The organism is Micromonospora sp. NPDC000442 (assembly GCF_042898635.1).
Taxonomy (GTDB): domain Bacteria; phylum Actinomycetota; class Actinomycetes; order Mycobacteriales; family Micromonosporaceae; genus Micromonospora.
This window is the reverse complement of record NZ_JBIAYZ010000017.1, coordinates 43,534-67,281: the sequence shown is the minus strand read 5'-3', so window position 1 is coordinate 67,281 and position 23,748 is coordinate 43,534. Positions and strand designations below refer to the sequence as shown.

Sequence of the window (23,748 nt, the reverse complement as noted above, 5' to 3'; positions counted from 1 at the left end):
GTTTTTTTTGTTTTTTGGTGGGGGGGGGGGGGGGGGGGTTTTTTTTTGTGGTGGGGGGGGGGGGGCCCCCCCCCCGGGGCCCCCCCACCACGCGGGACGTGAGCGGGGTGTCACGTGACGAAGATCGACGATGTCGCCCGGCTGGCCGGCGTCTCCACGGCCACCGTCTCCCGGGCGTTGCGCGGGCTGCCGACGGTGTCGGCCGCGACCCGCAGCCGGGTGCTCGCCGCCGCCGAGCAATTGCAGTACGCCGTGTCGCCCAGTGCGTCACGGCTGGCCGGCGGCCGGACCGGCACGGTGGCAGTGGTGGTCCCCCGGATCACCCGATGGTTCTTCGGCGTGGTCGTCGAGGCGGCCGAGGATTTCTTCCACCGGGCCGGATACGACCTGCTGCTGCACAACCTGGGTGGGCGGGAACAGAACCGACAGCGCGTCCTGCACGCCGCCCACCTGCACAAGCGAGTGGATGCGATCATGCTGGTCGCGACTCCGCTCCGGGCCACCGACGTGGCCGCGCTGGCGGCGCTGGACCTGCCCGGCGTCACCATCAGCTCCGGTACCACCGTGCCGGGCTGGCCCTGCGTACGCATCGACGACGTGGCGGCGGCGCGGACCGCCACCCGGCACCTGCTGGATCTGGGGCACCGCCGGATCGCGCACATCTCCGGTGATCCCGACGACGAACTCGCCTTCAGCGCCCATCTGGACCGGCGCCGGGGGCATCAGGAGGCGTTGCGCGCGGCCGGGTTGCAGCCGGACCCGAGCCTCGACGTGGAGTCCAGTTTCGACATCGCCGGCGGCACCCGGGCCACCGAGGAACTTCTCCGCCGAGGCGACCCGCCGACGGCCATCTTCGCCGCCTGCGACGAGATGGCGATGGGTGCGCTGACTGCGCTACGCGACGCCGGCCTGCGGGTTCCCCAGGACGTCAGCGTGATCGGCATCGACGACCACGCCCTCTCCGGCGTACTGGGGCTGAGCACAATCGCCCAGCCGGCCGTGGAGCAGGGCCGGTTGGCCGCGCAGTTGCTGCTCGACCCGCTCTGCGGACGGGCGGGCGACGCCAACATGATCAAACCGGATTCGTCGGTGATCCTGAACACTCGGCTGGTCGTGCGTGATTCGACCGCGCCCGCCCGGGCACACTGAACGGCAGCCAGCACGCCGCCAGGGCCCGCCGGCCCGGACGGCTCGACCATGGGAGTACGCCCTGAACCACGACGCGACGCAGCAGACCCCACCGACCGGCTGGTGGACGGAGGCGGTGATCTACCAGATCTACCCCCGCTCGTTCGCCGACTCGGGTGGCGACGGCATCGGCGACCTGCCCGGGATCACCGCCCGCCTCGACCATTTGGCGGAGTTGGGCGTCGACGCGGTCTGGCTCTCCCCGTTCTATCCGTCGCCGCAGGCCGACGCCGGCTACGACGTGGCCGACTACCGGGACGTCGAGCCGCTGTTCGGCACGCTCGCCGACGCCGACGACCTGATCGCGAAGGCCCACGCCAACGGGCTGCGGGTGATCGTCGACCTGGTGCCCAATCACACCTCCTCGGCGCACGCCTGGTTCCAGGCCGCCCTGGCCGCCGGTACCGGCAGCGCCGAGCGGGGGCGGTACATCTTCCGCGAGGGTCGCGGACCGGGCGGAGCCGAGCCGCCCAACGACTGGCAGAGCGTCTTCGGTGGCCCCGCCTGGACGCGGGTTCCGGACGGCCAGTGGTACCTGCACCTGTTCGACACCGCCCAGCCCGATCTGAATTGGGACAATTCCGACGTCCGCGCCGAGTTCCTCGACGTGCTGCGGTTCTGGTTGGACCGTGGCGTGGACGGCTTCCGGGTCGACGTGGCGCACGGTCTGGTCAAGCAGGCCGATCTGGCCGACTGGCAGGAACCGCAGGAGATCCTGTCCGGGCAGGAGGCGGACAAGCCCCGCCCGCCGATGTGGGACCAGGACGGCGTACACGAGGTCTACCGTGAGTGGCGGCGGCTGCTGGACGGCTACCCCGGTGAACGGATTCTGGTGGCCGAGGCCTGGGTGGAGCCGGCGGAGCGGTTGGCCCGCTACGTACGCCCCGACGAGATGCACCAGGCGTTCAACTTCGAATACCTGCTCGCCGCGTGGACGGCCCCCGCCCAGTACGCGGTGATCACGCGATCGCTGGAGGCCACCGACACGGTCGGCGCGCCCACCACCTGGGTGCTCTCCAACCACGACGTGGTGCGGCACGCCTCCCGGCTCGGGCTGCCGATCGGTACGCCCCGACCGAACGGCATCGGTATGGGCGACGAGCAGCCGGACGCCGCCACCGGGCTGCGTCGAGCCCGGGCAGCCACCCTGCTAATGCTGGCCCTGCCCGGCTCGGCCTACCTCTACCAGGGTGAGGAACTCGGGTTGCCGGAGCACACCACCCTGCCCGACGAAGCCCGGCAGGACCCGACCTGGGAGCGCAGCGGGCACACCCAGCGGGGCCGCGACGGGTGCCGGGTGCCGATCCCGTGGGAGGCCGACGCGCCCTCGTACGGCTTCGGACCGACCGACGCGAGCTGGCTGCCGCAGCCGCCGGTCTGGGCCGAGTACGCGCTGGACCGTCAGCGTGGGGTGCCCGGCTCGACGTACGAGCTGTACCGGGAGGCGCTGCGGCTGCGCCGCGCGTACGGACTCGGTCGAGGCACCCTGGAGTGGCTCTCCTCCGCCGACGAGGTGTTGACCTTCCGCAACGGCGACCTGGTGGTGTCCACCAACTTCGGTCCCGCCGCCGCCCAGGTGTCCGAGGGCGAGGTGGTGCACAGCAGCGCCCCGCTGAACGAGGACGGTTCGCTGCCCACCGACGTCACCGCCTGGGTCAAGGTGTAAGGGAAGGCGAATCCTGGTCGGTGACCGCCCCGATGAGGGCGGTCACCGACCAGCATCCATGTCCCTCGATTGAGCGGGCGGGGGGTCTGGGGACGGTTCCGCGGCACGGGTGTGGAGTAGGTCGCGGAGGTCGGTGATGTCCTTGGGTGAAGTGCGGGCGGCGAGCCAGTACATGATGCCGGTGGGGATGAAGAAGAGCTGGAAGACAGCCAGCCCGACGGCGTAGTTCAGCGGCGGCGGGAAGGCCAGCCGCAGCCCGTTGAAGACCACCCCGACCAGGCCGTTGCCGGCCGCCCGCCCCACCCCGTTGACCAGGTTGCCGAGGCTGTAGACGGTGCCCCGATGCTCCGGCGGGTTCACGTCGGCGATCAGCGCGAACCAGTTGGGCGAGTTCGCCGAGGTCAGCGCCAGGGCCAGCAGGGCGGCGAGCAGGCTCAGCCCGACCGTCGGCTCGCTGACCACGCTGCCCAGCACCGCACCGACCACCGCGCCGGTGCCGGCTCCGTCGGGCACGTCGATGCGCATCGGCACGAAGAACAGCACCAGATAGAACGGAAGCGCGGCGAAGATGCCGACGGAGGCGACCATCGCCCGGCCGGAGGGCGTACGCCGTTGCAGCGCGTCGCCGATCAGCCCACCGACGATGGAGAACACCCCGCCGAGTTGGAACAGCGTGGCGAAGACGCTGCCCACCACGATGGCGGTCGCCGCGGTGTATCCCTGGTCCTCGGCCCGCTCTCGGAAGAGCACCGGCAGCCAGACCAGCGAACCGAAGGCGGCCTGCGCGGTGAGTCCCTGGAGGATCAGCCAACGGTTGGTCCGCCGGCCCAGGATGACGGGCAGGTCGGCCCGGCTGATCCGGTAGTCGTAGTCGCCGCCGGTGGCGAGCGCACCGGCCAGGGCCGGCTCGCTCTGGCCGCGCCGGATGTCGTACGTGAACAGGTAGGCCGCCGTGGCGACCAGACCGACCACGGTGAGCACCAGGAACGGCCGACGCCAGTCCACCGCGCCGAGCAGCCCACCGACGAGGGTGCCGGCCAGGGTGCCGACGCCCTGGGACAACCCCCAGAAGCTCATCACCAGGCCCCGACGGCGAGGCGTGATGAGATCGGTGACCACCGAGAAGCCGACCGACCCGACCGCGCCGAGGCCCACCGCGGCGAGCAGTTGCGCGGCGAGGAAGGTGGGGTAGTTCCCGGCCAGCCCGCTGCCGCCGGTGCCGGCCGCCCAGATCAACGTGCCGATCATCAGCAACGGCTTGCGGTTGCTGCGGTCGCCGAAGTACGCCCAACCGACCGCCGCCACCGCGCTGACCAGGAAACTGATCGCGGTGACCAGGCCCAGCATCCGTTGCGGCACGTCGAAGGACTCGGCGATCGCGCCGTACAGCGGCGGCACCAGGCCGATCGCCACGTTGTCCAGCGAGGCGAGCAGCACGAAGACCACGACGCTGTAGTACCGGTGGGTCGCGCCGCCGCCCCACACCGGCCTGGGCCGGCCCGTGGTCAAGGTCATGTGGGCAGCCAACCAGGGCGGGATAACGAGCCGGTCACCGGGTCACGCCCGCGGCCCGGCCACCACTCCGAGCCGCGCGGAAGCCCGAACCGCGCGGAGATCCGAGCCGCGGCCGTGCTGGATTCGTGCTCGCTCCCGGATCGGGTGGCATCCGCCCGACGACGGGCCACCCGATCCGGGAGCGCGCGTGGTCAGCTCCGGAACAACCGGTCCAGATGGCGTTCCCGGGCCTGCGCGTAGCGCTCCCGGATGCCGGGCACCGGTTCGGCGGCGTACTCCTCAGTGCCGGACGGTGTCCAGGACGGCGGCTCCCCCGTGCCCAGAGCCGACCACGCGGCCTGCCGGGCGGCACCGTCGGCGACGTACTCACCGGGCGGTGGGACGACCACCGGGCAGCCGAAGACCTGCGCCGCGATGCGACGCACCGCCGCCGAGCGGGCACCGCCGCCGACCAGGATCACCCGGCGTACGGTCGCGCCGTGGGCGGCGAGCGCGTCGAGACCGTCGGCGAGGGCGCAGAGCATGCCCTCCACGGCGGCCCGGGCCAGGTGCGCCGGGGTCGAGGTGCGCAGGGTCAGCCCGTGCACCGCCCCGGTGGCGTCCGGCCGGTTCGGAGTGCGCTCACCCTCCAGGTACGGCACCATGACCAGCCCGTCCGCGCCGGGTGGCGCGGACAGCGCCAGGTCGGCCAACTCGTCCAGACCCACCCGCAGCATCGCCGCGGCGGCGTCCAGCACCCGGGCCGCGTTCAGCGTGCAGACCAGCGGCAGGAACCGGCCGGTCACATCGGCGAAGCCGGCGACGATACCGCTCGGGTCGGCCGCCGGGGTGTCCGCGACGCTGAAGACCGTGCCCGAGGTACCGATCGACACCACCACGTCGCCGGGGCGCGCACCGACGCCGAAGCCGGCGGCGGCGTTGTCGCCCGCGCCGGGCCCGAGCAGCGCCCCGCCGGAGTCCGCAGCGGCCCCGGCACCGGACAGCGCCGCCGGAGCCAACCGGCCAGCGGCCTCGGCCGGGCCGAGCACCGTCGGCACCCGCACCGCCCGACCGAGCGCCCGCTCCAGCAGGTCCGGCCGGTACTCGCCGGTGGCCGGGGACCAGTAGCCGGTGCCGCTGGCGTCGCTGCGGTCGGTGCGCAGCGCGTCCAGCCCGGGAGCGCCGGCCAGCCGCCAGGTCAGCCAGTCGTGCGGCAGGCAGACCGCCGCCACCCGGTCGGCGTTCGCCGGCTCGTTGCGGGCCAGCCAGCGCAGCTTGGTGACGGTGAAGCTGGCCACCGGCACGCTGCCCACCGCGTCGGCCCAGAACCGGCGCCCGGCCTGCCCCTCGCCCGCCTCCTGGATCAGCTCGGCCGCCGCACCGGCGGACCGGGTGTCGTTCCACAGCAGCGCCGGCCGGACCACCTCCCCGGCCTCGTCGAGGCAGACCATGCCGTGCTGCTGGCCCGCCACGGAGACCGCGGCGACGTCGGTCAGCCCACCGGCGGCGTCGATCGCCGTCTGGAGGGCCGACCACCAGGCTGAGGGGTCGACCTCGGTGCCGTCCGGGTGCGGTGCCCGGCCCTGCCGGACCAGGGCACCGGTCTCCGCGTCCCGGACGACCACCTTGCAGGACTGGGTGGAGGAGTCCACCCCGGCGACGAGCGGCATGTCGACCGCCTCAGCGCGCGCCGAGCAGGTGCTCGACGGCGAGCTGGTTCAACCGGACGAAGCCGAAGCCCTTGGCGGCCACCGCGTCGACGTCGAACTCCTCGAACGCGCTGGTGTCGGCGAGCAGCTCGGCGTAGCCCTCGCCGTCGCCGAGGGTTGGCACGCCCAGTTCGGCGACCTTGCTCGCGGCGAGCGCCTCGGCCACCTCCGGGTCGGCCCGGAACGCCGCCACCCGCTCCTTGAGCAGCAGGTAGGTGCTCATGTTCGCGGCTGCCGAGGCCCAGACCCCGGCGATGTCCTCGGTGCGGGAGGGCTTGTAGTCGAAGTGGCGGGGGCCGTCGTAGCCGGGGCCGCCGGCGGTGCCACCGTTCTCCAGCAGGTCGACCAGGGCAAACGCGTTGAGCAGGTCGCCGTGCCCGAAGACCAGGTCCTGGTCGTACTTGACGCCACGCTGACCGTTGAGGTCGATGTGGAACAGCTTGCCCTGCCAGAGCGCCTGGGCGATGCCGTGGACGAAGTTCAGCCCGGCCATCTGCTCGTGGCCGACCTCCGGGTTCAGCCCGACCCGCTCCGGGTGGGCGAGGGTGGAGATGAACGCCAGGGCGTGCCCGACGGTGGGCAGCAGGATGTCACCGCGCGGCTCGTTCGGCTTCGGCTCCAACGCGAAGCGCAGGTCGTAGCCGCGGTCGATGACGTACTGGCAGAGCAGGTCGACCGCCTCGCGGTAGCGCTCCAGCGCGGCCTGGACGTCCTTGGCGACGTCGTACTCGCCGCCTTCCCGGCCGCCCCACATGACGAAGGTCTTCGCGCCCAGCTCGGCGGCGAGGTCGATGTTGCGCAGCACCTTGCGCAGCGCGTACCGCCGGACGTCGCGGTCGTTGCTGGTGAAGCCGCCGTCCTTGAAGATCGGCTGCTGGAACAGGTCGGTGGTGACCATCGGCACCACCAGGCCGGTCTCGTCGAGCGCCTTGCGGAACCGGGCGATCTGGGCGTCCCGGGTGGCGGCGTCCGCGCCGAACGGCACCAGGTCGTCGTCGTGGAAGGTGACGCCGTACGCGCCCAGTTCGGCGAGTCGGTGCACCGACTCCACCGGGTCCAGCGCGTCTCGGGTGGCGTGGCCGAACGGGTCTCGGCCCTGCCAGCCGACCGTCCAGAGCCCGAAGGAGAACTTGTCGGCAGGGGTGGGACGGGGTGCCATGGCAGACCTCCGGTCGTGTCATCCGCTATTTGTTCAGTGGTTGAATTAAATGACTGTGGTGTGGCAGTGTCAAGGGGTGAAGCCACCCGCAGCCCCGGCCGGCGCGGTGCGGCAGGGCAGCCTGCGTGAGCTGAATCTCGCCCTGGTGCTCGGCCGTATCGCCGCAGCCCGTCGCCCCCCGTCGCGGGCCGCGCTGGCCGCTGACACCGGCCTCACCCGGGCGACCGTCTCGGCGGTGGTGGAGGATCTCGTGGCCGGCCGGCTCGTCACCGAAGCGGACCCGACGCCCAGGGCCGGTGCCGGTCGTCCGGCGCGTGGTCTGATGCTGGCCGGCGACGGTCCGGCCGGCCTGGGGCTGGAGATCAACGTCGACTACCTGGCCGCGTGCGTCGTCGACCTCGCCGGTGAAGTTCGGCACCACACGGTGCATCGGGTCGACCTGCGACCAGTTTCCCCGGTCGACGCGCTCGGTCGGCTCGCCGAACTGGCCGGCCGGGCCCGGGCCGACGCCGACGCCCAGGGCCTGACTCTGGCCGGTGCGGCCCTGGGGGTGCCCGGTCTGGTCGACGACGCCGGTCGGGTCCGCCTGGCGCCGAACCTGGGCTGGCGGGACGTGCCCGTGCCGGAGCTGCTGGCCGATCGTCCCCCGCTGACCGAGACAGTCGACGGGGTGCCACCCCTGGTGGTGGACAACGAGGCGAACCTCGCCGCGTTGGGCGAACTGCACGCCGGTGCCGCGCCGGGCAGCTTCCTGCACATCTCCGGCGAGGTCGGCATCGGCGCGGGCATCGTCCTGGACGGCGCGCTGTTCCGGGGTACCCGTGGTTGGAGCGGCGAGATCGGTCACATTCCGGTCCGCCCGGACGGGCCGCCCTGCCGGTGCGGCGGCCGTGGATGCCTGGAGCTCTACGCCGGGCAGGAGGCGATCCTCTCGGCCGCCGGCCTGGCCGGAGCGGACCTGCCGGCCGACCGGGCGTCGACCCGGCTGACCCAGCTCGCCACCGCCGAGCACCCTGCCGTGCTGCGCGCCCTGGCCGAGGCCGGTGCGGCGATCGGGGTAACCGTGGCGAGCGTGGTCAACCTGCTGGACCTCGACACGGTGGTGCTCGGGGGCGGCTACGCCCCGCTCACCGGCTGGCTCCGGCCACCCGTACTCGCCGAGATCGAGCGCCGGGTGCTCACCGCAGCCTGGTCGCCGGTCACCGTCCGGCCGGCCACCCTCGGTGCCACGGCCGCCGCGGTGGGGGCGGCCGGTTCGGTGGTACGCCGGATCATCGCCCGCCCAGGCGGTTGGTTGGCCCGGCTCTGATGCTCTCGACAGGAGTGCCCAGGAACAGCTCGGTACGCTTGCTCCCAGGCAACCAACCGTGACCCCGAGGAGTGCACCGCCGGCATGCGTACTGGTCGACAGCGCCCGGCGCCCGGTGTCCGCCGGTGACCAGCACCCGACCGGGCGCCTTCGCCGGTGCGGCCGGCGAGTGGGCCGACGACGAGCGGCCGGGCCGCGCCGCCACCGAGGTACCGCACACCACGCCTCCCGTGGACTCCGGTCTCGCCCGTGAGCTGCTCGACGGGCTCGACGAGGCGGTGCTGACCAGCGACGACGCCGGGCTGGTGGTGCTGGTCAACACGATGGCCGGGCAGTTGCTGCCGGACATCGTCGTCGGAACCGATCTGGCCGGTTGTCCGCTGCCGGCGCTGGCGGCCGCAAGCGCCACCGGTGCGGATGACTTCGAGGGTGAACACCGCGGTCGGCGGTTGCGGGGAGTCCGCCGCGCTCTGGGGGGCAACCGGTCCGCCTGGTACGTGCGGGACGTCACCGACGAGCACGGTCGCGTGGCGGAACTGCTGGCCGAGCGTCGGCGTACCCGTTTCCTGGCCCGCGCCGGCCGTCGGCTCGGCCTGGCACTGGAACGTGACCAGGCGCTGCGCGCCGTTGCCACCCTGGCCGTGCCCTACCTGGCCGATCTGGCCCTGGTGGTGCACCTGCCACCGACGCCGACCGAGTACCGGCCGCACTGGGTCCGGTACGCCGCCGACGACACCGCACCGGTCACCGGCACGGTCGACTGGGACGTGGTCGCTGCCGTACCCGGCCTCGTCGAGGCCCTCGACGGCGAGACCACCGATCCGCGCCACTGGCCGGCCACCGGGCGGGAAAGGCTCGCCCCGTTGCTCCCAGCGGGCTTCGACCCGCCCGCGACCCTGCTGGTCGGCCCGATGCCCGGAGCCGGTCGGACGGCCGGCGCCCTGGTGCTGCTGCGCCGATCCCAGCGGGCCGGCTTCGACCGCCGCGACGTCGAGCTGGTCCGGGAGCTCGCCGCCCGGGCCGGCGCCGCTCTGGCTACCGCGCAGCTACACGACGAACAGAGCCACCTCGCCCGGGTGCTCCAGGACAGCCTGCTGCCGCCGAGGCTGCCCAAGGTGGCCGGGATGCGCATGGCCGGCGGCTACCGCGCGGCCGGGGACGGCCTGCGCATCGGTGGCGACTTCTACGATGTCCTGCCGACCGGAGACGGCGCTCTGTTCGCCGTCGGGGACGTCTGCGGCAAGGGCGTCGGTGCGGCCGTGCTCACCGGCCGGGTACGCCAATCGTTGCAGACCCTACGTCTGGTCGAGCAGCAGCCGCGGGAACTGCTCCGGCTGCTCGACCGGGCGCTGCTCGACACTCCGGACGCGACCCGACGCGGCCAGTTCACCACCCTGCTGCTGGGCACCGTGCGCGTCGGACCCGAGGGTGGGCTGCGGGTGCGGATCGCCGGTGGCGGACATCCGGCACCCCTCGTGATCCGCGCCGACGGCACGGTGACCGCGATCCGGGTGGGCGGAATGCCGGTCGGTGCGCTGCCCGGCGCCCGGTTCGCCACCGTCGACGTTCGGCTGAGTCCTGGCGAGCTGCTGTTCACTCGTACCGACGGGGTCGCCGAGGCCCGGGGCGGTCCGCGCGGCACAGAGATCTTCGGCGAACAGCGGCTACGCCGGACGCTCGCGGCCGGCGTCGGGCTGCCCCCGGCGACCGTCGTCGACCGCGTACTCCAAGAGGTCGACACGTGGTGTGCCGGGCACCGCCACGACGACATCGCGATGCTGGCGATCGGCCCGGCCGGGAACTGATCCGACGGTCATCCGGCTGAGCGGCACCACTGACGGCGGCGCACCGACGGTGCCCGATCCGGTGCGGTCGTCAGGCCGTCCGGAAGACGGAGGCGTCCCCCGCCGCCCAGCCACGCGACGCCGCCTCGACGGTATCCCGGCCCTCCACCTGTTCCACACGTGGTTCCTCGGCCTGCGGCACGAGCGGCGACACCGGACGCACCACCCGCGCGCGGGCGGCCTCGTCGAAGGCGCGCAGCCCGCGCAGCAGCGCCTCCCGGGCCTCGGGGGTCATGTCGGCCAGGATCGCCGCCAGCTGCTGCCGGCGGTCGTCGCGCAGCTCGGCCAGCAACCGGCGGGCCTCCGCGGTCAGATGCAGCGAGATCTCCCGCCGGTCGGCACGCCCCGGCTCCCGCTCTAGCATCCCGGCGGCCACCAGCCGGTCGCAGAGTCGGCTGGCCGAGGAGAGCAGCATGTCCAGTCCGGCGGCGAGGCGGCGCAGGTTGATCCCGTCCTGCCGTTCGACGAGCATGACGGCGCGAAGCTGGGCGGTGGAGATACGGTTGGCTGCCCGCTCCCGCGCACCGTCCCAGACCGTCAGCAGGGCACCTGCCGCGGTATCCAGCTCGGCAGCCATACTCATCTCGGGTCCCGGTGGACCATGCAGTTCCGCCATGGTGCGCCTGAGCGTACCCCGATTCCGTCGGCGGTTGGGCTTGTGATCAAGGAGAGACCATGACCGAGCCGGTCGACAAGGGCCGCGCGGCCATCACCGCCGCCCCCGTGGACCTCCTCGTGACGCGCGTCGGGGAGCTGTTCGAGCAGGAGTACGGCATCACCGGTACGGAGCTCTTCCAGGTCGACTACCGGCTCGCGGCGCTGCTGCCGCTGGGCGGTGGCGAGGCGGTGACGACGCCCGGACACCCGGCGTGGCGCTGCTTCGACCACCAGAGCCCGACCCACGCCGACGGCGTCGGGTACCTGCCGGTGAGCATGCGTGGGGAACGGCGGGGCGTACTCCGGGTGACGCCGGTCACCGACGTCCTACTGGCCGAGCTGGCGGAGGTCGCCACCGCGCTGGCCCACGAACTGGCCGCTGTCGACGCCGGCACGGACGTGTACCGCGTGGCTCGCCGCAGTCGCCGCCTCACCCTCGCCGCCGAGGTGCAGTGGGAGCTGCTGCCGGGACGCAGCCGGCTCCGTCCCTCCTTCAGCCTCGCCGGTCAGCTGGAGCCGGCGTACGCGGTGCGCGGCGACAGCTTCGACTGGTCCGACGATGGTGAGCGGGTCTGGCTGGCCACGATCAATGGAATGGGCGAGGGGGTCGTCGCGTCGATGCTCACCACCCTCGCCACCTGCGCGTTGCGCAACGCCCGCCGGGCCGGCATTTCCCTGGCCGACCAGGCCGCCCTGGCCGACCAGGCAATATTCGACCTGCACCGGGGTGAGCAGTACGTCGCGACCCTGCTGCTCCAACTGGACCTGCGCACCGGGCTGCTCACCGCCGTCGACGCCGGCTCGCCCCGGCTCGTCCTGCTGCGCGACGGCGAGGTCAGCATCCAGCCGCTGGAGGAGCAGTTCCCGCTCGGCATGTTCGAGGGGACCAACTACCGTGAGCAGTTCGTCCAGCTCCAGCGCGGCGACCGACTGTTCATGATCAGCGATGGGGTGATCGAGGCGACCGGGGGCGCCGAGCGGTACGGCCAGACGGCGCTGGACCGGATGTTGCGCCGCACCACACCGATGTCATCGCTGGACGCGGTCCGCTCCCTCCTCGGCGACCTACGGGCGTTCGTCGCCGGTGATCTCACCGACGACGCCGTCGTGGTCTGCCTGGACTGGCTCGGCCCGCAGCCGTGAACCCCTCCCGAGTCAGTAGGCGCCGCGGCTGTTGACCACCGCGCCGACGGTCTTCCACAGGATCGTCAGGTCGGCGGCCAGTGACCAGTTCTCCACGTAGTAGAGATCGAGCCGGATGCCGTCCTCCCAGCTCAGATCGGACCGTCCGCTGACCTGCCAGAGCCCGGTCATTCCCGGTTTGACCAGCAGCCGGCGGGCGACGTCTCCGTCGTAGCGGGCGACCTCGGAGGGCAGCGGCGGCCGGGGGCCGACCAGGCTCATCTGCCCCAGCAGGACGTTTACCAGTTGCGGCAGCTCGTCCAGCGACCATTTGCGCAACAGTCGGCCGACCCGGGTCACCCGGGGGTCGTCCCGCATCTTGAACAGCAGGCCGTCGGTCTCGTTGCGGGCGGCCAACTCCGCCAGCAGCACGTCCGCGTTGACCACCATGGTGCGGAACTTGAAGACTCCGAACTCCTGGCCACCCTGCCCGACCCGGGTCTGCCGGAACAGCACCGGGCCCCGGCTGTCCAGCTTCACGGCCAACGCGATGGCCGCCAGCAGGGGTAGCAACAGGGCCAGCGCGATCAGCGACATCGACCGGTCGACGAACCCCTTGACCAGTTTGCGGACGCCGCGAAACTCGGGGGCCTCCACGTGGATCAGCGGCAGGCCGGCGACGGGCCGGGTGTGGATGCGCGGGCCGGCCACGTCGGTAAGCGCCGGAGCCAGCACCAGGTCGATGCCGGTGCCCTCCAGTTGCCAGCCGAGCCGACGCAGCCGGGTGGCGGTGAGCTCGCCGCAGGCGGTGACGGCGACCGTGTCCGCACCGATCGCGGCGGCGGCCTCCGGGATGGCCCGGAACGAGCCGACGACCGGCACGTCGCCGAGCCGCTGGGCGACCGGGGCGAGCAGGGCGTCCGGAATGCAGGCACCGACGACCTGGTAGCCGGCGTACGGCTCACGGCGCAGGGTGTGCACCAACTCCAGCACATGGGCGGTGTCACCGACCACCAGCACCTGCCGTGACCAGCCTGCTCCCTGCGACCGGGCGCGGTGCAGACGCTTACGGGCAGCGAACCGGGCCACCTCCAGACCGATCGTGCCCACCGCGAAGGTGATGGCCAGGAATCCTCGGGAGACACCGACGTCGGCGACGTAGCCAGCGATCGCGGTGGCGCCGGCCAGCCGCAGACTCGCCATGCTCACCCGTCGGTACTCGTCCGCGCCGTAGCCCACCACCCGGTCGTCGTAGCAGCGCAGCGCCTTCAGCGAGACCAACCAGGCCAGGACGAGCGCCGGCGCGACCAGGACGTACGGCACCGGGCCGCGGGGCGCGGCCTCACCGAACCGGACGGCGTAGCCGACCAGCACCGCCACCGCCAGCACGGCGGCGTCCAGCACGACCAGGGTCCGGACGTACGCCCGCTGGTCGGTGCGCACCGGTCGCCCCGGTGGCGGTGGGTCGTGCGGTCGCGATGACGATCTGACTGGGGTCAACAGCGTCGCCGAGGTCACCAGCCCTCCCACTTCCCCACTTCGCTCGCCGACGGCACGGGCCCGGCCGGATGGGCCGGGTCTGCCGATGCACGACGACATCCTGCCCCGACAACCATGACTACCAATTGCTTCCGACGTATTGCCGTCAGTTTCCAAGGCGTAGGACAACGAGAAAGGGGCCTGTGGTACCGGCGAAACCGGTACCACAGGCCCCTTTTCGTGGTGTCTCAGGTCAGGCGGGTGCCTTCCGCAGCGCGATCGCCCGGAGGAAGATGTCGCCGATCTTGGTGGGGTCGGTGGCGACGAACGCACCGCCACCGGCGCTCTTCGCGATGGTGTCCAACTCCGACTTGCTGACCTCGGTGCCGATGCCGATGATGATCACCTGGATCGGCTGCTCCGGGTCCTTGATCCGCTTCAGCTCGGCGAGCAGGGCCTTCTGGGAGATGCCGTTCGCGTCCTCGTTCTTGCCGTCGGTGAACAGCACGATCGAGTTGACCTTGCCCGGCTCCCAGTTCGCCTGGACGTCCTTGTACGCGGCCAGCAGCGTGTCGTACAACCCGGTGTCGCCGCTCGACGAGACCACCCGGTCCAGGCCCCGCTCCAACTCGCTGCGCTGCCGCGACAGCGGCGCGATCGGCACCAGCTCCCGGTAGTCCCGCGAGCCCACCAGGTTGGTCGAGAAGACCCACAGACCGATCGACCAGGAGTCGTCGAACAGGTTCAGCCCTCGCCGGGCCGCCTCCGTGGTGACCTGCTGTCGGGTCGCCCCGTTTGCGGTCGGCACCTCGGCCTTCATCGAGCCGGAGACGTCGATGACGCAGAGCATCCGGCCGGACAGCGTGGCGATGGACCAGCTGGAGACCGCCCGCTCCACGGCGTCCGGCGCCAGCCCACCGGCGGCGACGCCGCCCTGCGCCGGAGGTGCGACGGAGGCGTCCCCGCCGGCCGGGCTCGGCGCGCCCTGCGGCGCGTTGAAACCGGCGCCCCAGTTGCCGTCCGGCGCGCGCAGCGACTGCGCGGCCAGCTTGTCCTTGAACGACGCCGTGGTCAGCGCCTCGAACAGCACCCCGGCGGCGGACGCCTTGGCCGGCTCGATCCCGGGCAGCACCGCGTACGGGTAGTCCAGCGGCAGCGGCGCCGGCTTCAGGTAGAGCGCAGCCAACGGCACCGGAGGCTTCCGGGCGTTGTACTGGATGACGTCCTCCTCGGACAGCGCCGCCGCACCGAGGGCGCTGGCCAGGGTGGTGGCGTCGGTGGCCGTCGGGAACTTGGCGAGCAGATCCTGGCGCAGCGCCGAGGCACCCGAGGCCAACGCGCGCAACGCGCCGACGCGCTCCTGCTCGGCGGTCTCGCCACCGGTCGATGCCGCGGCGGTCATCATCGACAACAGGCCGGACAGCCCGGCGGCGTCGCGGGTCGGCTCCACGATGCCGGTTTTCAGCGGCCGGTCACTGTTGAGGCGCGTCAGCAGGTCGGTCCAGCCGAGTTCCTGCTGCGGCCAGCCCAACCGGGTGGCGATCGGCTCCGGCATGGCGACCACCACCGGGCTGCTCGCGATGGACGAGCCGTTGCCGGGCTCGAAGGCCGCCGCGCCGCCGGTCTTGAGTCGGAGCAGCCAGGTCGAGGAGTCCGGGATCCAGACATCCGGGCTCACCGCGGTGCCACTGGCCTGGCCCACCCCGGCCAGGATCGCGCCGTGCTTGGCGGACACCACCGCGGCCACCTCGACCGGGTCGGAGGCAGCGACCGTCACATCGATGCACGTTCCATCGACTGCGGCCCCCTTCTCCTCCCACTCGGTGGCCGCCTCGTCGACCGCCGGGGCGAGCTCGCTCGCCACCGCGACGGACAGCTCGATCTTGCCCGAGCAGTCCTGACCGGCGAGTTGGCGATACCCCACCCACCCACCAGCGGTGACGACGAGTACGCCGACCGCTGCTGCGGCGGCGGCACCGTGAATACTTGAACGCATGCGATGGCGGCCTGCTGACACGCAGACCATCTTGCGTATCCGACCGTTGTACTGCCATGGCCGTTCGGACGAAAGTTACAGAGGAGAAACAGTTTACCCCGATTCCGTAACTTTGAGTGATGAGTCAGCGCCGCAATGTGGATGTATCTATGCCCCAGGCCCACGATCAGGGCAGAACGCAAGTTGGGCTCGCAATCGGCAACGGCTCGCCGACCGCCACCGGCACACCCGTCGCCGGGTCGACCCGGAAAGTGCGCACCATGTCCGCCCGTTCGTCGGCTACGTAGAGGTGTTCCCCGATGAGCGCGAAGTGACGGGGCCACTCGCCGCCGGTCTCCACCTCCGCCACGAGTTCCGGCAGGCCCGCACCGAGGGCGAAGACGGTCACCGTGCCGACGCCCCGGTTGGCGACGTAGAGAAAACGGCCGTCGGGACCGATTCCGATCTCGGACGGCTGCACATGCCCGCCCCGGTCGCTGGCGTCGACCCGGCCCCGCTGGTGCAGCGCCCCGTCGATCAGGTCGTAGGCCAGCACCGAACCGTCCAGCTCACCTGAGACGTAGCAACGCCGCCCGTCGGGGTGCCGCGCCAGGTGCCGGGGGCCCACCCCGGCCGCGGTTCGCACCCGGGGCGCTCGTGGCACCAGACGCCCGGTGGCGCCGTCAAGGTCGTACCGGTAGATCGAGTCGGTGCCCAGGTCGACCGCCAGCAACGGCGACCCGCCCGTGCCCGGCGAGACCATGTGAGCGTGCGCACGCTCCTGGCGGTCGGGGTCGGCCCCGTGCCCCTGGTGCTCCACCACGTCAGTGCGCTCGCCCGGCACTCCGTCGGCGTCGAGCGGGAAGACCGTCAGGCTGCCGCCACCGTAGTTGGCCACGAACAGGTGCCCGCCCTCGGGCGCGACCGCCAGGTGGCACGGCTCCGCACCGCCGGTGGGCCACGAGCCGAGGGGCGACAGGTCACCGTCGGGCCCGACCTGCCACGCGCTGACCTGGCCGTCGGGCAGCTCGTTGACCGCGTACAGCACGGGCCGCGCCGGGTGGCGGGCGAGGAAGGAGGGCGACGCGGTGACCGCGACGGTGCCCAGCGACGTCAGCTCGCCCGTGCGCGGCTCCCGCCGGGCGGCGACGATGCCGGTGCCACGCCCTCCGCTGGGCGCGGTGTACCCGCCGATGTGAACGATCTCGCCCCGACCTGCCACCGGTTGCCGCCCTCCGCTCGTTTCCGTCGAACCCACCTCAGAAGCCTTCCCCCGACACCGGCGGATTAGACCTCCCCACCGCGACCCACCCGCCCGTTGCCACGCCGACCGCCACCCGGCCGGTCAACTCAGGCCGTCGGCACCGGCTCGCCCCGATGCCGGGCGACGTGCTCGACCAGGGAGATCAACACGGTCTTGCCGGACTGCCGGTCCCGGGCGTCGCAGAGCACCATCGGCACGTCCGGGTCCAGATCGAGGGCCCTACGCACGGCCTCCAGGCTGAACCGCCTTGAGTCGTCGAAGCAGTTCACCCCCACCACGAACGGAATGCCCCGCTGCTCGAAGTAGTCGATCGAGGGAAAGCAGTCGGCCAGCCGTCGGGTGTCGGCGAGCACCACCGCACCGAGCGCACCGAACGCCAGCTCGTCCCAGAGAAACCAGAACCGGTCCTGTCCCGGCGTACCGAAGAGATACAGCTGAAGGTCTTCGTTGATGGTGATCCGTCCGAAGTCCATCGCCACCGTGGTGGTCGACTTGGTCTCCACCCCGGAGAGGTCGTCGGTGTCGACGCCCGCACCCGTCAGGATCTCCTCGGTCTGCAACGGCCGGACCTCACTCAACGCGCTCACAAGCGTTGTCTTGCCGGCACCGAAGCCACCCGCGATGAGGATCTTCAGCGCGATGGGAACCCGATGCCCCCGCTGCTCGCCGTCATAACGCACGGAGTCCATCGACCACCGCCTTGAGGATGTCGTTGTCGGGTAGGTACGTGGCGCGCGGCGGCTGGTGCACGGCGACCAGTCCCCGGGACAGCAGATCACCAAGCAGCACCCGGACCACGCCGACCGCCAGGTCCAGGTCGGCGGCGAGTTCCACGACCGGGGTACCGCGGCCGGCCAGTTCCACCAGCAGCCGGTGCTCGGGATGCAGCTCCGGGTAGGCCGCGAGGTCCGGGTCCGGCTTCGCCAACACGTACGCGACCAGGTCGAATCCGTCCGTGCTGGCACGGACGCGCCCCCCGGTGAGGGTGTACGGCCGCACCACCGGCCCGGCATCGTCGTCGAGCCACTCGTGTCGATGCTCGGGTAAGTCAGTCCGCATCGGTGGCACCCGCCGACGCTCGGGCCGGCGCTTGCAGGTTCTCGCCCACCCGGGTCACCAGCATCGCCATCTCGTACGCCACCAGACCGATGTCCGCGTCGGCGTCGCTGGCGACCGCCAGGCACGCGCCCTGCCCCGCCGCGGTGACGAAGAGGTACGCGGACTCCATCTCCACCACGGTCTGCCGGACCGGTCCACCGGTGAGGTGCCGGCTCGCGCCCCGGGCGAGACTGGACAGGCCGGACGCCAGCGCGCAGAGGTGCTCGGCATCGGCGGCGTCCATGCCGGCGGAGGAGCCCAACAGGAGCCCGTCCGCCGACAGCACCACGGCGTGCCGCGCGGTCGGTACCCGCTCCAGCAGATCGTCCAGCAACCAGTCGAGATCTGCGTTCTGCCTCGTCGATTGCATCAGGCGTCCCTCTCAGTCGCGGTCGGGGAATCCACCGGTGCGGTGCCCGGCGGGGAGCCGGGCGGTACGGTGGTCCGGTCTTGGTCCACCGGGCCTGCCCCGGTCCGGTCGGGAACCTCCACCGATGACCCGGCCTGGTCGGTCGGGCGCACGGCAGCCGCGCCGACCTGGTGGTTCGGTTCCGCCGGGGTCGGCACGGCCTGGTCGGTCGCGTTCTCGGGTGGGGATCCACCCGGTTCCGGGTTCGAGGTGCGAGCGGCGTCACGCCGGCCCCGCGCGGTGCCCGCCTGTAGCGCCGACATGACCCGACGTGCCTCCTCCGGGCTTCGGGGTGTCGGATCACGGTGCGGCCGGGCCGTCGTCCGGGACGTCACCAGCGGTTGTCGGACGGTCGGACCGTCGATCGCGGCCGTCCGCGTGGGCGGCGCGGTCATCGCCGGCAGTTGAACGGTGGGCGCGTCCAGCCCGCGGCCACCGTTGCGTGGGTGGGCGGCGACCGGTCCGGCCGATGCCTCGGCCCCAGGTCCGGGTGAATCGGCCCCGGGTGGCCGCGCCGGTGCCCGCTGGGGTTCCGTCCCGGTCCGGGCGGTGGGCGGGCCAGCGGGAGCCACCTCGGTACCGGACCGGACGACGGTGGCAGCCTCGGTGTCCGGCACTGGCGGCGGGCCCGATGAGTCGGCGGTGGGTGTGGCGGTGGCGGGATCGCGGCGACGGATCCGACGGGGCAGGCCGTCGGCCTCCGCCGGCCCGACCGTCGAGCGTCCGCCCGGAGCTCGGACACCCGAGCCGGACGTCGGAGCGCCGGAGGCCGGGCCGTCGGACGATACCGCCGTGCCGCGTTCGACGGTGCGGGTCCGGGGCCGGGGCACCGTGGTCAGCCGCGTCGCCCGGACCAACCTCCGCTGCTCCGGCGTGGTACCCCGGTCGTCGCCGGCCAGCGCCTCCGGGCCGGGCAACGGCGACGGTTCCTCGGTGATCAGCTCGGTCGGGATGAGCACCACAGCGGTGAGGCCGGTGCCCTCCGACCGACGCAGTCGCACCCGGACGTCGTGCCGGGCGGCCAGTCGCGCCACCACGAACAGCCCCAGCCGGGCGGTCTCGCTGGGATCGAACTCCGGCGACCGGGCCAGCTTCCGGTTCGCCTCCTCGATGGCCGTCTCGCTCATGCCGAGACCCTCGTCGGTGACGGAGAGGGCGTAGCCATGGGCCACGTGCTCGCCGGAGACCTCGACCCGGGAATCGGGTGGTGAGAACGTCGTGGCGTTCTCGATCAGCTCGGCCAGCAGGTGGATGATGTCGCCCACCACCCGGCCGACCGTGCCGGCGGGCTGCACGGTGGTGATGTCGACCCGGTCGTAAGACTCGACCTCGGAGATCGCCCCGCGGATCAGGTCCACCATGGCGACCGGGTTACGCCAGCCCCGTCCCGGTGCGGCACCGGCGAGGATGACCAGATCCTCCGCGTGCCGACGCAGCCGGGTGGCGAGGTGGTCGACGCGGAACAGTTCGGCCAGGTGATCGGGGTCCTCCGCGTCGCGCTCCAGCCGGTCGAGCAGGGCCAACTGCCGGTGCACGAGCCCCTGGCTGCGCCGCGCGATGTTCAGGAAGACGTCGTTGAGGCCGCGTCGCAGGCTCACCTCGACCATGGCCGAACGGATGGCGACCTTGTGCACCTCGGTGAACGCCTGCGCGACCCGGCCGATCTCGTCGGCGCCCCGGTCGGCCACCGATGCCTCCCGCGCCAGGTCGACCTGCTCCCCGTTGCGCAGCCGGTCCACCACCTCCGGCAGGCGCCGTTCGGCATCGGCGAGGGTGCCGCGTACCTGGGTCAACCGTTGCGCGAGGGAGCGGCCGACCCGGACCGCCACCACCAGCGAGAGCACGACGGCGATCAGGCCGAGCAGTCCGGCGGCGGCCAGCCGCACCATGGTCCGTACCGCCATCGGCACGGACCGGTCGGCCAGTCCGTCCGCCTGGGACAGTTCGAATTCCCGCAGCGACTGCTGCACCGTGTCGTAGCTCGTCTGCCACGCCTGCGGGTCGAGCCGGGGACGGGCCGACGGATCCGCCGCCACGATGTCGTCCTGCATCGCCCGCAGCCGACCAAACGCCTCCTGCTCGGTCAGCCGCTGGTACGCGGTCCGGTCCGCCTCGGGCAGGTCGGCCACCGCGGTGTCGGCCAGGAACCGCTGATTGCCGATGCCCTGCACGAGCAGGATGTGCTCACCCTCGGCGAACCTGCCGGCCGTCAGCACACCGGCCAACAGCGCGTCGGTCTGGCCCAGCAGTTCCCGCGAGCGACCGAGGCTGGTCAGCGCCAACGCCTCACGGTTGAGGTCGTGGTCCGGAAGGTTGGCCAGGGCGGTGAAGGTCTGGAAGGCGGAGGCGATTATTCCGCTGTAGAGGCCGACCGCACCGGCGCGGTCGAGATCCCGACGATCGATGAAGCCGCGACCGGCCGGCAGCGCGTCTAGCTCGCCGATGAACCGATCAAGCCGGGCTTCGAGCAGCTCTCCGGCGGCGTCCCGCAACTGCTCCCCGTCGACCCGCCGACGCAACTCGACGATCGCCGCGTCGGTGCGGGCCCGTTGTTCCACCAGGGCCGGTAGCACGCAGTTGGCCGGCGGCTGTCCACACTCGGTGCGGGGCGAGGCGAGATGCACCACGGAGAGCCGTCGTTCCCGTTGCAACTCGGCCACCACGGTCTCACCGGGCCTGCCGAGGTCGTACAGGAGAGTACGGGCGGCGAGCAGGTCGAGCGCCGGCCCGAAGGTGAGCGTGGTCGCGAAGATCCACAGTGCCAGCAGCGCGGTCACCGGCACGACGACCAACGCGGTCAGCTTCGAGCGGATCGGCCAGTCGCGGGTGTTCAATCGGACCTCGCCCGGAAGGGTGGCTGGAAGGGCTCCGGCGCAGCCGGGCAGCGCCGTCACCGGGGCGCACCCCGGTCGTCCCGCCGGGGACGCCGGCTCGGGCGCCTTGGGCAGGATACGTAATCCGCGCCGGTCGCACTACCGTCCGTCGAGACTACCGGTACGTTGCCGAACGTCCCGGTGACGAACCACCTGTCGCGTTCCGCCCCTCCGGCAAGAAGTCGGGCCAGGAAAACGCTCCGGAACGGGATTGGCGATCAGTGCGTGGCGGGAATACCTGCGGGCGAAGGAGGAGCCATGTCGCCCACGCAGATAGTCGTCACCGTCCTCGTCATCCTGGTGGTCGCCGCCATCGCCGCCGCCGTCGTCGTGGCCGGCCGCCGCCGGGCGCTCCGGCAGCGTTTCGGCCCCGAGTACGACCACGTCGTCGCCGAGCAGGACAGCCGCAGCGCCGGCGAGCGCGAGCTGCGGGACCGGGAACGCCGGCACGCCGAACTCGAACTGGTCCCGCTCACCCCCGAATCCCGTGCCCGGTACACCGAGGCATGGGAGGAGCTTCAGGTACGTTTCGTCGACTCCCCCGCCGAGACCGTCGGGCACGCCGACGAACTGGTCAGCCGGCTCATCGCCGAACGCGGATACCCCACCGGTGAGTTCGACGACCAGATCGCCCATCTTTCCGTCGAGCACGCACGCACGTTGAGTCATTACCGCGACGCGCACGAGATCCACCTGCGCAACTCCCGGGGCGAGGCCAGCACCGAGGATCTCCGCCAGGCCGTCGTCCACTACCGCGCCCTCTTCAGCGATCTGCTCGGCGAGCAGCCGCCGGTCGCTGCGGGGACGCCGGAACAGCGCCAGCCCGACGCCGCCCACGACGCCACCAACCGCTGAGGAGATCACCATGCGGCAGGAAGAGCAGCAGCTCAACAACGACCACCCGGAGAACGTCCATTCCTCCCCGGTGGCGGTGCCGGCCACTGAGGACGATCGGGAGTCGGGCGACGGGGTCGACACCGTCGACGAGCCGACGGACCGCGACCGGTCGGAGGCCGACCGGGGCCGCCCCTGGGACGACCGCCCCGGCTCCGACAGCGAGCGGGCCGAGTTCCACGAGCCGGGTCCCGTGCCGACCGCCTTCGGCGCCACCACGGTCGGTGGCGCGGTCGCCGCGTCCGCCCTGGCCAGTCCGCGCCCCGAGGACGAGCGCGACCCGCGCGAGGAGGACACTGCCCGACCTGGTGACGGCGCGGTCGACGGGGAGCGGGAGGGACGGCGGGCGGACCCGACGGCCGAGTTCGACCGGACCGACGACGAGGTCGACGACGACTTCGACGACAACGACGTCGAGGCTTCGGCCCCCGCCGACGGGACGGCGGCCGACCGCCTGACCGACGACCCCGTCGACGTGGACCGGGCGACGGACGACGACACCCGACTGACGACGGTGGACGACGACACGGCGGCGGCGGGCGGGGCCGGTTACGGCAGCGCCACCCCCGCGATGGTCGACCCCGACACGCAGACCTCGGGCGAGGGCACGGCCAGCCCCGGGGCGGCGGTTCCGGCCGGGGCGGCGACGCTTTTCGACGACGCGACCGCACAGGGCTTCCGGGACCGCTGGCGCGACGTCCAGCTGCGCTTCGTGGACGACCCCCGGGCGGCAGCCGGCGAGGCGCAGTCGCTGGTGGAGGAGGCCATGGAGGCGCTCTCGGCCGCGCTGGCCGAGCACCGCAACAAGCTCGGCGGTTGGCAGGAGGCCGGCTCCGCCGACACCGAGCAGCTGCGGGTGGCCGTACGCGAGTACCGGGACTTCCTCGACCGGGTACTCGGCCGCTGATTCGCGGCAGCCCAGCACCACGACCCCACCCCGAAGGCGGGTGCCCCGGATCCGGGGCACCCGCCTTCGGCGTACCACCGGCAGGCATGGCCACCGGTGGGGCGGGTACGCCCAACAGGGCCGGAGAGCGCCGCGGACAGGAGGGCAGCAGCGATGACGGACCGTGATCGGCAACGACCGCTGGAGGAGCGCCCCGAGGCGGCCGCGGCGGTCGACGACGACAGCACCGTTCCTCAGCTGATGACCGGAGGCGGTCCCGACCGGGACGATCCGGCGTTCGCCGAACCGGATGATCGGACCGGAAGCGGGTCGACCGACGACATCATCGCCGATCCGTACGCCGCCGGGACCGGCGCGACGGGGACCGGCACCGGTGCCGGTGGGGACAACATCCGCACCGGCGCGGAGCAGCCCTGGGAGCCGGAGGACCTGGTGATGGCCCGGGGGCAGGATCTCACCGCCGAGAACATCGAGCGGGCCCGGCGCGAGCTGGACGAGACCGGCCGCGCGGCGGTCGAGAAGACGGTTCCCTGATCCGCCCGCGCCACGGTGCGCCCTCGCCGAGGCGGCGGTAGCCGGTTGCGGCGTACCGAAGCCGTCGGGCGGGTGACGGCAACCGTGACGCAGGCGGCGCGAGGGGCCCCTGGTCCGACCGGTGCGGTCGGACCAGGGGCCCGGGTGACCTGCCGCCGCAGCGCCTC

General features: G+C 72.5%; 19 protein-coding genes. 8 read left to right on the top strand and 11 right to left on the bottom strand.

The window, feature by feature from the left end; genetic code table 11:
- Positions 1–114 precede the first annotated feature (114 nt).
- Both ACFY2A_RS23780 and ACFY2A_RS23775 read left to right on the top strand, forming a co-directional pair.
- Positions 115–1,149, top strand: a complete 1,035-nt coding sequence (locus ACFY2A_RS23780) for a LacI family DNA-binding transcriptional regulator (RefSeq protein ID WP_387174665.1) — start codon at positions 115–117, stop codon at positions 1,147–1,149.
- 61 nt (positions 1,150–1,210) lie between these two features.
- Positions 1,211–2,854, top strand: coding sequence for a glycoside hydrolase family 13 protein (locus ACFY2A_RS23775; RefSeq protein WP_387174739.1), 1,644 nt, complete (start codon positions 1,211–1,213; stop codon positions 2,852–2,854).
- A 42-nt stretch (positions 2,855–2,896) separates the two neighbouring features.
- Here ACFY2A_RS23775 and ACFY2A_RS23770 read toward each other — a convergent pair whose 3' ends face one another.
- The 3 genes from ACFY2A_RS23770 to xylA form a co-directional block, all read right to left on the bottom strand.
- Positions 2,897–4,369, bottom strand: a complete 1,473-nt coding sequence (locus ACFY2A_RS23770) for an MFS transporter (protein WP_387174663.1) — start codon at positions 4,367–4,369, stop codon at positions 2,897–2,899.
- Between the two features lie 191 nt (positions 4,370–4,560).
- On the bottom strand, positions 4,561–6,018 hold the full coding sequence (xylB, locus tag ACFY2A_RS23765) for a xylulokinase (RefSeq protein WP_387174661.1): 1,458 nt from the start codon (positions 6,016–6,018) through the stop codon (positions 4,561–4,563).
- 10 nt (positions 6,019–6,028) lie between these two features.
- The gene (xylA, locus tag ACFY2A_RS23760; RefSeq protein WP_363924607.1) at positions 6,029–7,216 is read right to left on the bottom strand and encodes a xylose isomerase; all 1,188 of its coding nucleotides are present in this window, start codon (positions 7,214–7,216) and stop codon (positions 6,029–6,031) included.
- 49 nt (positions 7,217–7,265) lie between these two features.
- Here xylA and ACFY2A_RS23755 point away from each other — a divergent pair, with 49 nt between their 5' ends.
- Positions 7,266–8,525: an ROK family protein gene (locus tag ACFY2A_RS23755; RefSeq protein WP_387174659.1), complete on the top strand. Its 1,260-nt coding sequence runs from the start codon at positions 7,266–7,268 to the stop codon at positions 8,523–8,525.
- 125 nt (positions 8,526–8,650) lie between these two features.
- Positions 8,651–10,330, top strand: coding sequence for a PP2C family protein-serine/threonine phosphatase (locus tag ACFY2A_RS23750; protein ID WP_387174657.1), 1,680 nt, complete (start codon positions 8,651–8,653; stop codon positions 10,328–10,330).
- Positions 10,331–10,400: 70 nt separating this feature from the next.
- Here ACFY2A_RS23750 and ACFY2A_RS23745 read toward each other — a convergent pair whose 3' ends face one another.
- Entirely contained in the window at positions 10,401–10,952 is a 552-nt protein-coding gene (locus ACFY2A_RS23745) for a MarR family transcriptional regulator (protein WP_363924604.1), read from the bottom strand.
- A gap of 92 nt (positions 10,953–11,044) precedes the next feature.
- Here ACFY2A_RS23745 and ACFY2A_RS23740 point away from each other — a divergent pair, with 92 nt between their 5' ends.
- Entirely contained in the window at positions 11,045–12,169 is a 1,125-nt protein-coding gene (locus ACFY2A_RS23740; protein ID WP_363924603.1) for a PP2C family protein-serine/threonine phosphatase, read from the top strand.
- A gap of 12 nt (positions 12,170–12,181) precedes the next feature.
- On the opposite strand, the gene ACFY2A_RS23735 is transcribed toward ACFY2A_RS23740, so the two are convergent.
- The 7 genes from ACFY2A_RS23735 to ACFY2A_RS23705 form a co-directional block, all read right to left on the bottom strand.
- Positions 12,182–13,666 carry a sugar transferase gene (locus tag ACFY2A_RS23735; RefSeq protein WP_387174654.1) on the bottom strand — a complete coding sequence of 495 codons (1,485 nt, stop codon included), beginning with the start codon at positions 13,664–13,666 and terminating at the stop codon, positions 12,182–12,184.
- A gap of 214 nt (positions 13,667–13,880) precedes the next feature.
- Positions 13,881–15,644, bottom strand: a complete 1,764-nt coding sequence (locus tag ACFY2A_RS23730; protein ID WP_363924601.1) for a substrate-binding domain-containing protein — start codon at positions 15,642–15,644, stop codon at positions 13,881–13,883.
- Positions 15,645–15,789: 145 nt separating this feature from the next.
- Positions 15,790–16,824: a lactonase family protein gene (locus tag ACFY2A_RS23725; RefSeq protein ID WP_387174651.1), complete on the bottom strand. Its 1,035-nt coding sequence runs from the start codon at positions 16,822–16,824 to the stop codon at positions 15,790–15,792.
- A gap of 128 nt (positions 16,825–16,952) precedes the next feature.
- Positions 16,953–17,555, bottom strand: a complete 603-nt coding sequence (locus ACFY2A_RS23720; RefSeq protein WP_387174649.1) for an ATP/GTP-binding protein — start codon at positions 17,553–17,555, stop codon at positions 16,953–16,955.
- Positions 17,536–17,925 carry a DUF742 domain-containing protein gene (locus tag ACFY2A_RS23715; protein WP_363924598.1) on the bottom strand — a complete coding sequence of 130 codons (390 nt, stop codon included), beginning with the start codon at positions 17,923–17,925 and terminating at the stop codon, positions 17,536–17,538. Before ACFY2A_RS23715 ends, ACFY2A_RS23720 begins: the two co-directional genes overlap by 20 nt.
- Positions 17,915–18,334, bottom strand: coding sequence for a roadblock/LC7 domain-containing protein (locus tag ACFY2A_RS23710; protein WP_363924597.1), 420 nt, complete (start codon positions 18,332–18,334; stop codon positions 17,915–17,917). Before ACFY2A_RS23710 ends, ACFY2A_RS23715 begins: the two co-directional genes overlap by 11 nt.
- On the bottom strand, positions 18,334–21,207 hold the full coding sequence (locus ACFY2A_RS23705; protein WP_387174737.1) for a nitrate- and nitrite sensing domain-containing protein: 2,874 nt from the start codon (positions 21,205–21,207) through the stop codon (positions 18,334–18,336). Before ACFY2A_RS23705 ends, ACFY2A_RS23710 begins: the two co-directional genes overlap by 1 nt.
- Before the next feature lie 297 nt (positions 21,208–21,504).
- Here ACFY2A_RS23705 and ACFY2A_RS23700 point away from each other — a divergent pair, with 297 nt between their 5' ends.
- The 3 genes from ACFY2A_RS23700 to ACFY2A_RS23690 all read left to right on the top strand — a co-directional run bounded on the left by ACFY2A_RS23700 (position 21,505) and on the right by ACFY2A_RS23690 (position 23,581).
- Entirely contained in the window at positions 21,505–22,101 is a 597-nt protein-coding gene (locus tag ACFY2A_RS23700) for a hypothetical protein (protein WP_387174646.1), read from the top strand.
- Between the two features lie 10 nt (positions 22,102–22,111).
- The gene (locus ACFY2A_RS23695; RefSeq protein ID WP_387174644.1) at positions 22,112–23,047 is read left to right on the top strand and encodes a hypothetical protein; all 936 of its coding nucleotides are present in this window, start codon (positions 22,112–22,114) and stop codon (positions 23,045–23,047) included.
- 153 nt (positions 23,048–23,200) lie between these two features.
- A complete protein-coding gene (locus ACFY2A_RS23690; protein ID WP_363924594.1) occupies positions 23,201–23,581 on the top strand; it encodes a hypothetical protein in 381 nt (126 codons plus the stop codon).
- The last annotated feature ends 167 nt before the right edge of the window (positions 23,582–23,748 follow it).

Coding starts and splice junctions, on each gene's coding strand:
- ACFY2A_RS23770 (WP_387174663.1), bottom strand. CDS start 4,369: ATGACCTTGACCACGGGCCGGCCCAGGCCGGTGTGGGGCGGCGGCGCG.
- xylB (WP_387174661.1), bottom strand. CDS start 6,018: ATGCCGCTCGTCGCCGGGGTGGACTCCTCCACCCAGTCCTGCAAGGTG.
- xylA (WP_363924607.1), bottom strand. CDS start 7,216: ATGGCACCCCGTCCCACCCCTGCCGACAAGTTCTCCTTCGGGCTCTGG.
- ACFY2A_RS23755 (WP_387174659.1), top strand. CDS start 7,266: ATGACTGTGGTGTGGCAGTGTCAAGGGGTGAAGCCACCCGCAGCCCCG.
- ACFY2A_RS23745 (WP_363924604.1), bottom strand. CDS start 10,952: ATGAGTATGGCTGCCGAGCTGGATACCGCGGCAGGTGCCCTGCTGACG.
- ACFY2A_RS23740 (WP_363924603.1), top strand. CDS start 11,045: ATGACCGAGCCGGTCGACAAGGGCCGCGCGGCCATCACCGCCGCCCCC.
- ACFY2A_RS23720 (WP_387174649.1), bottom strand. CDS start 17,555: ATGGACTCCGTGCGTTATGACGGCGAGCAGCGGGGGCATCGGGTTCCC.
- ACFY2A_RS23715 (WP_363924598.1), bottom strand. CDS start 17,925: ATGCGGACTGACTTACCCGAGCATCGACACGAGTGGCTCGACGACGAT.
- ACFY2A_RS23710 (WP_363924597.1), bottom strand. CDS start 18,334: ATGCAATCGACGAGGCAGAACGCAGATCTCGACTGGTTGCTGGACGAT.
- ACFY2A_RS23700 (WP_387174646.1), top strand. CDS start 21,505: ATGTCGCCCACGCAGATAGTCGTCACCGTCCTCGTCATCCTGGTGGTC.
- ACFY2A_RS23695 (WP_387174644.1), top strand. CDS start 22,112: ATGCGGCAGGAAGAGCAGCAGCTCAACAACGACCACCCGGAGAACGTC.
- ACFY2A_RS23690 (WP_363924594.1), top strand. CDS start 23,201: ATGACGGACCGTGATCGGCAACGACCGCTGGAGGAGCGCCCCGAGGCG.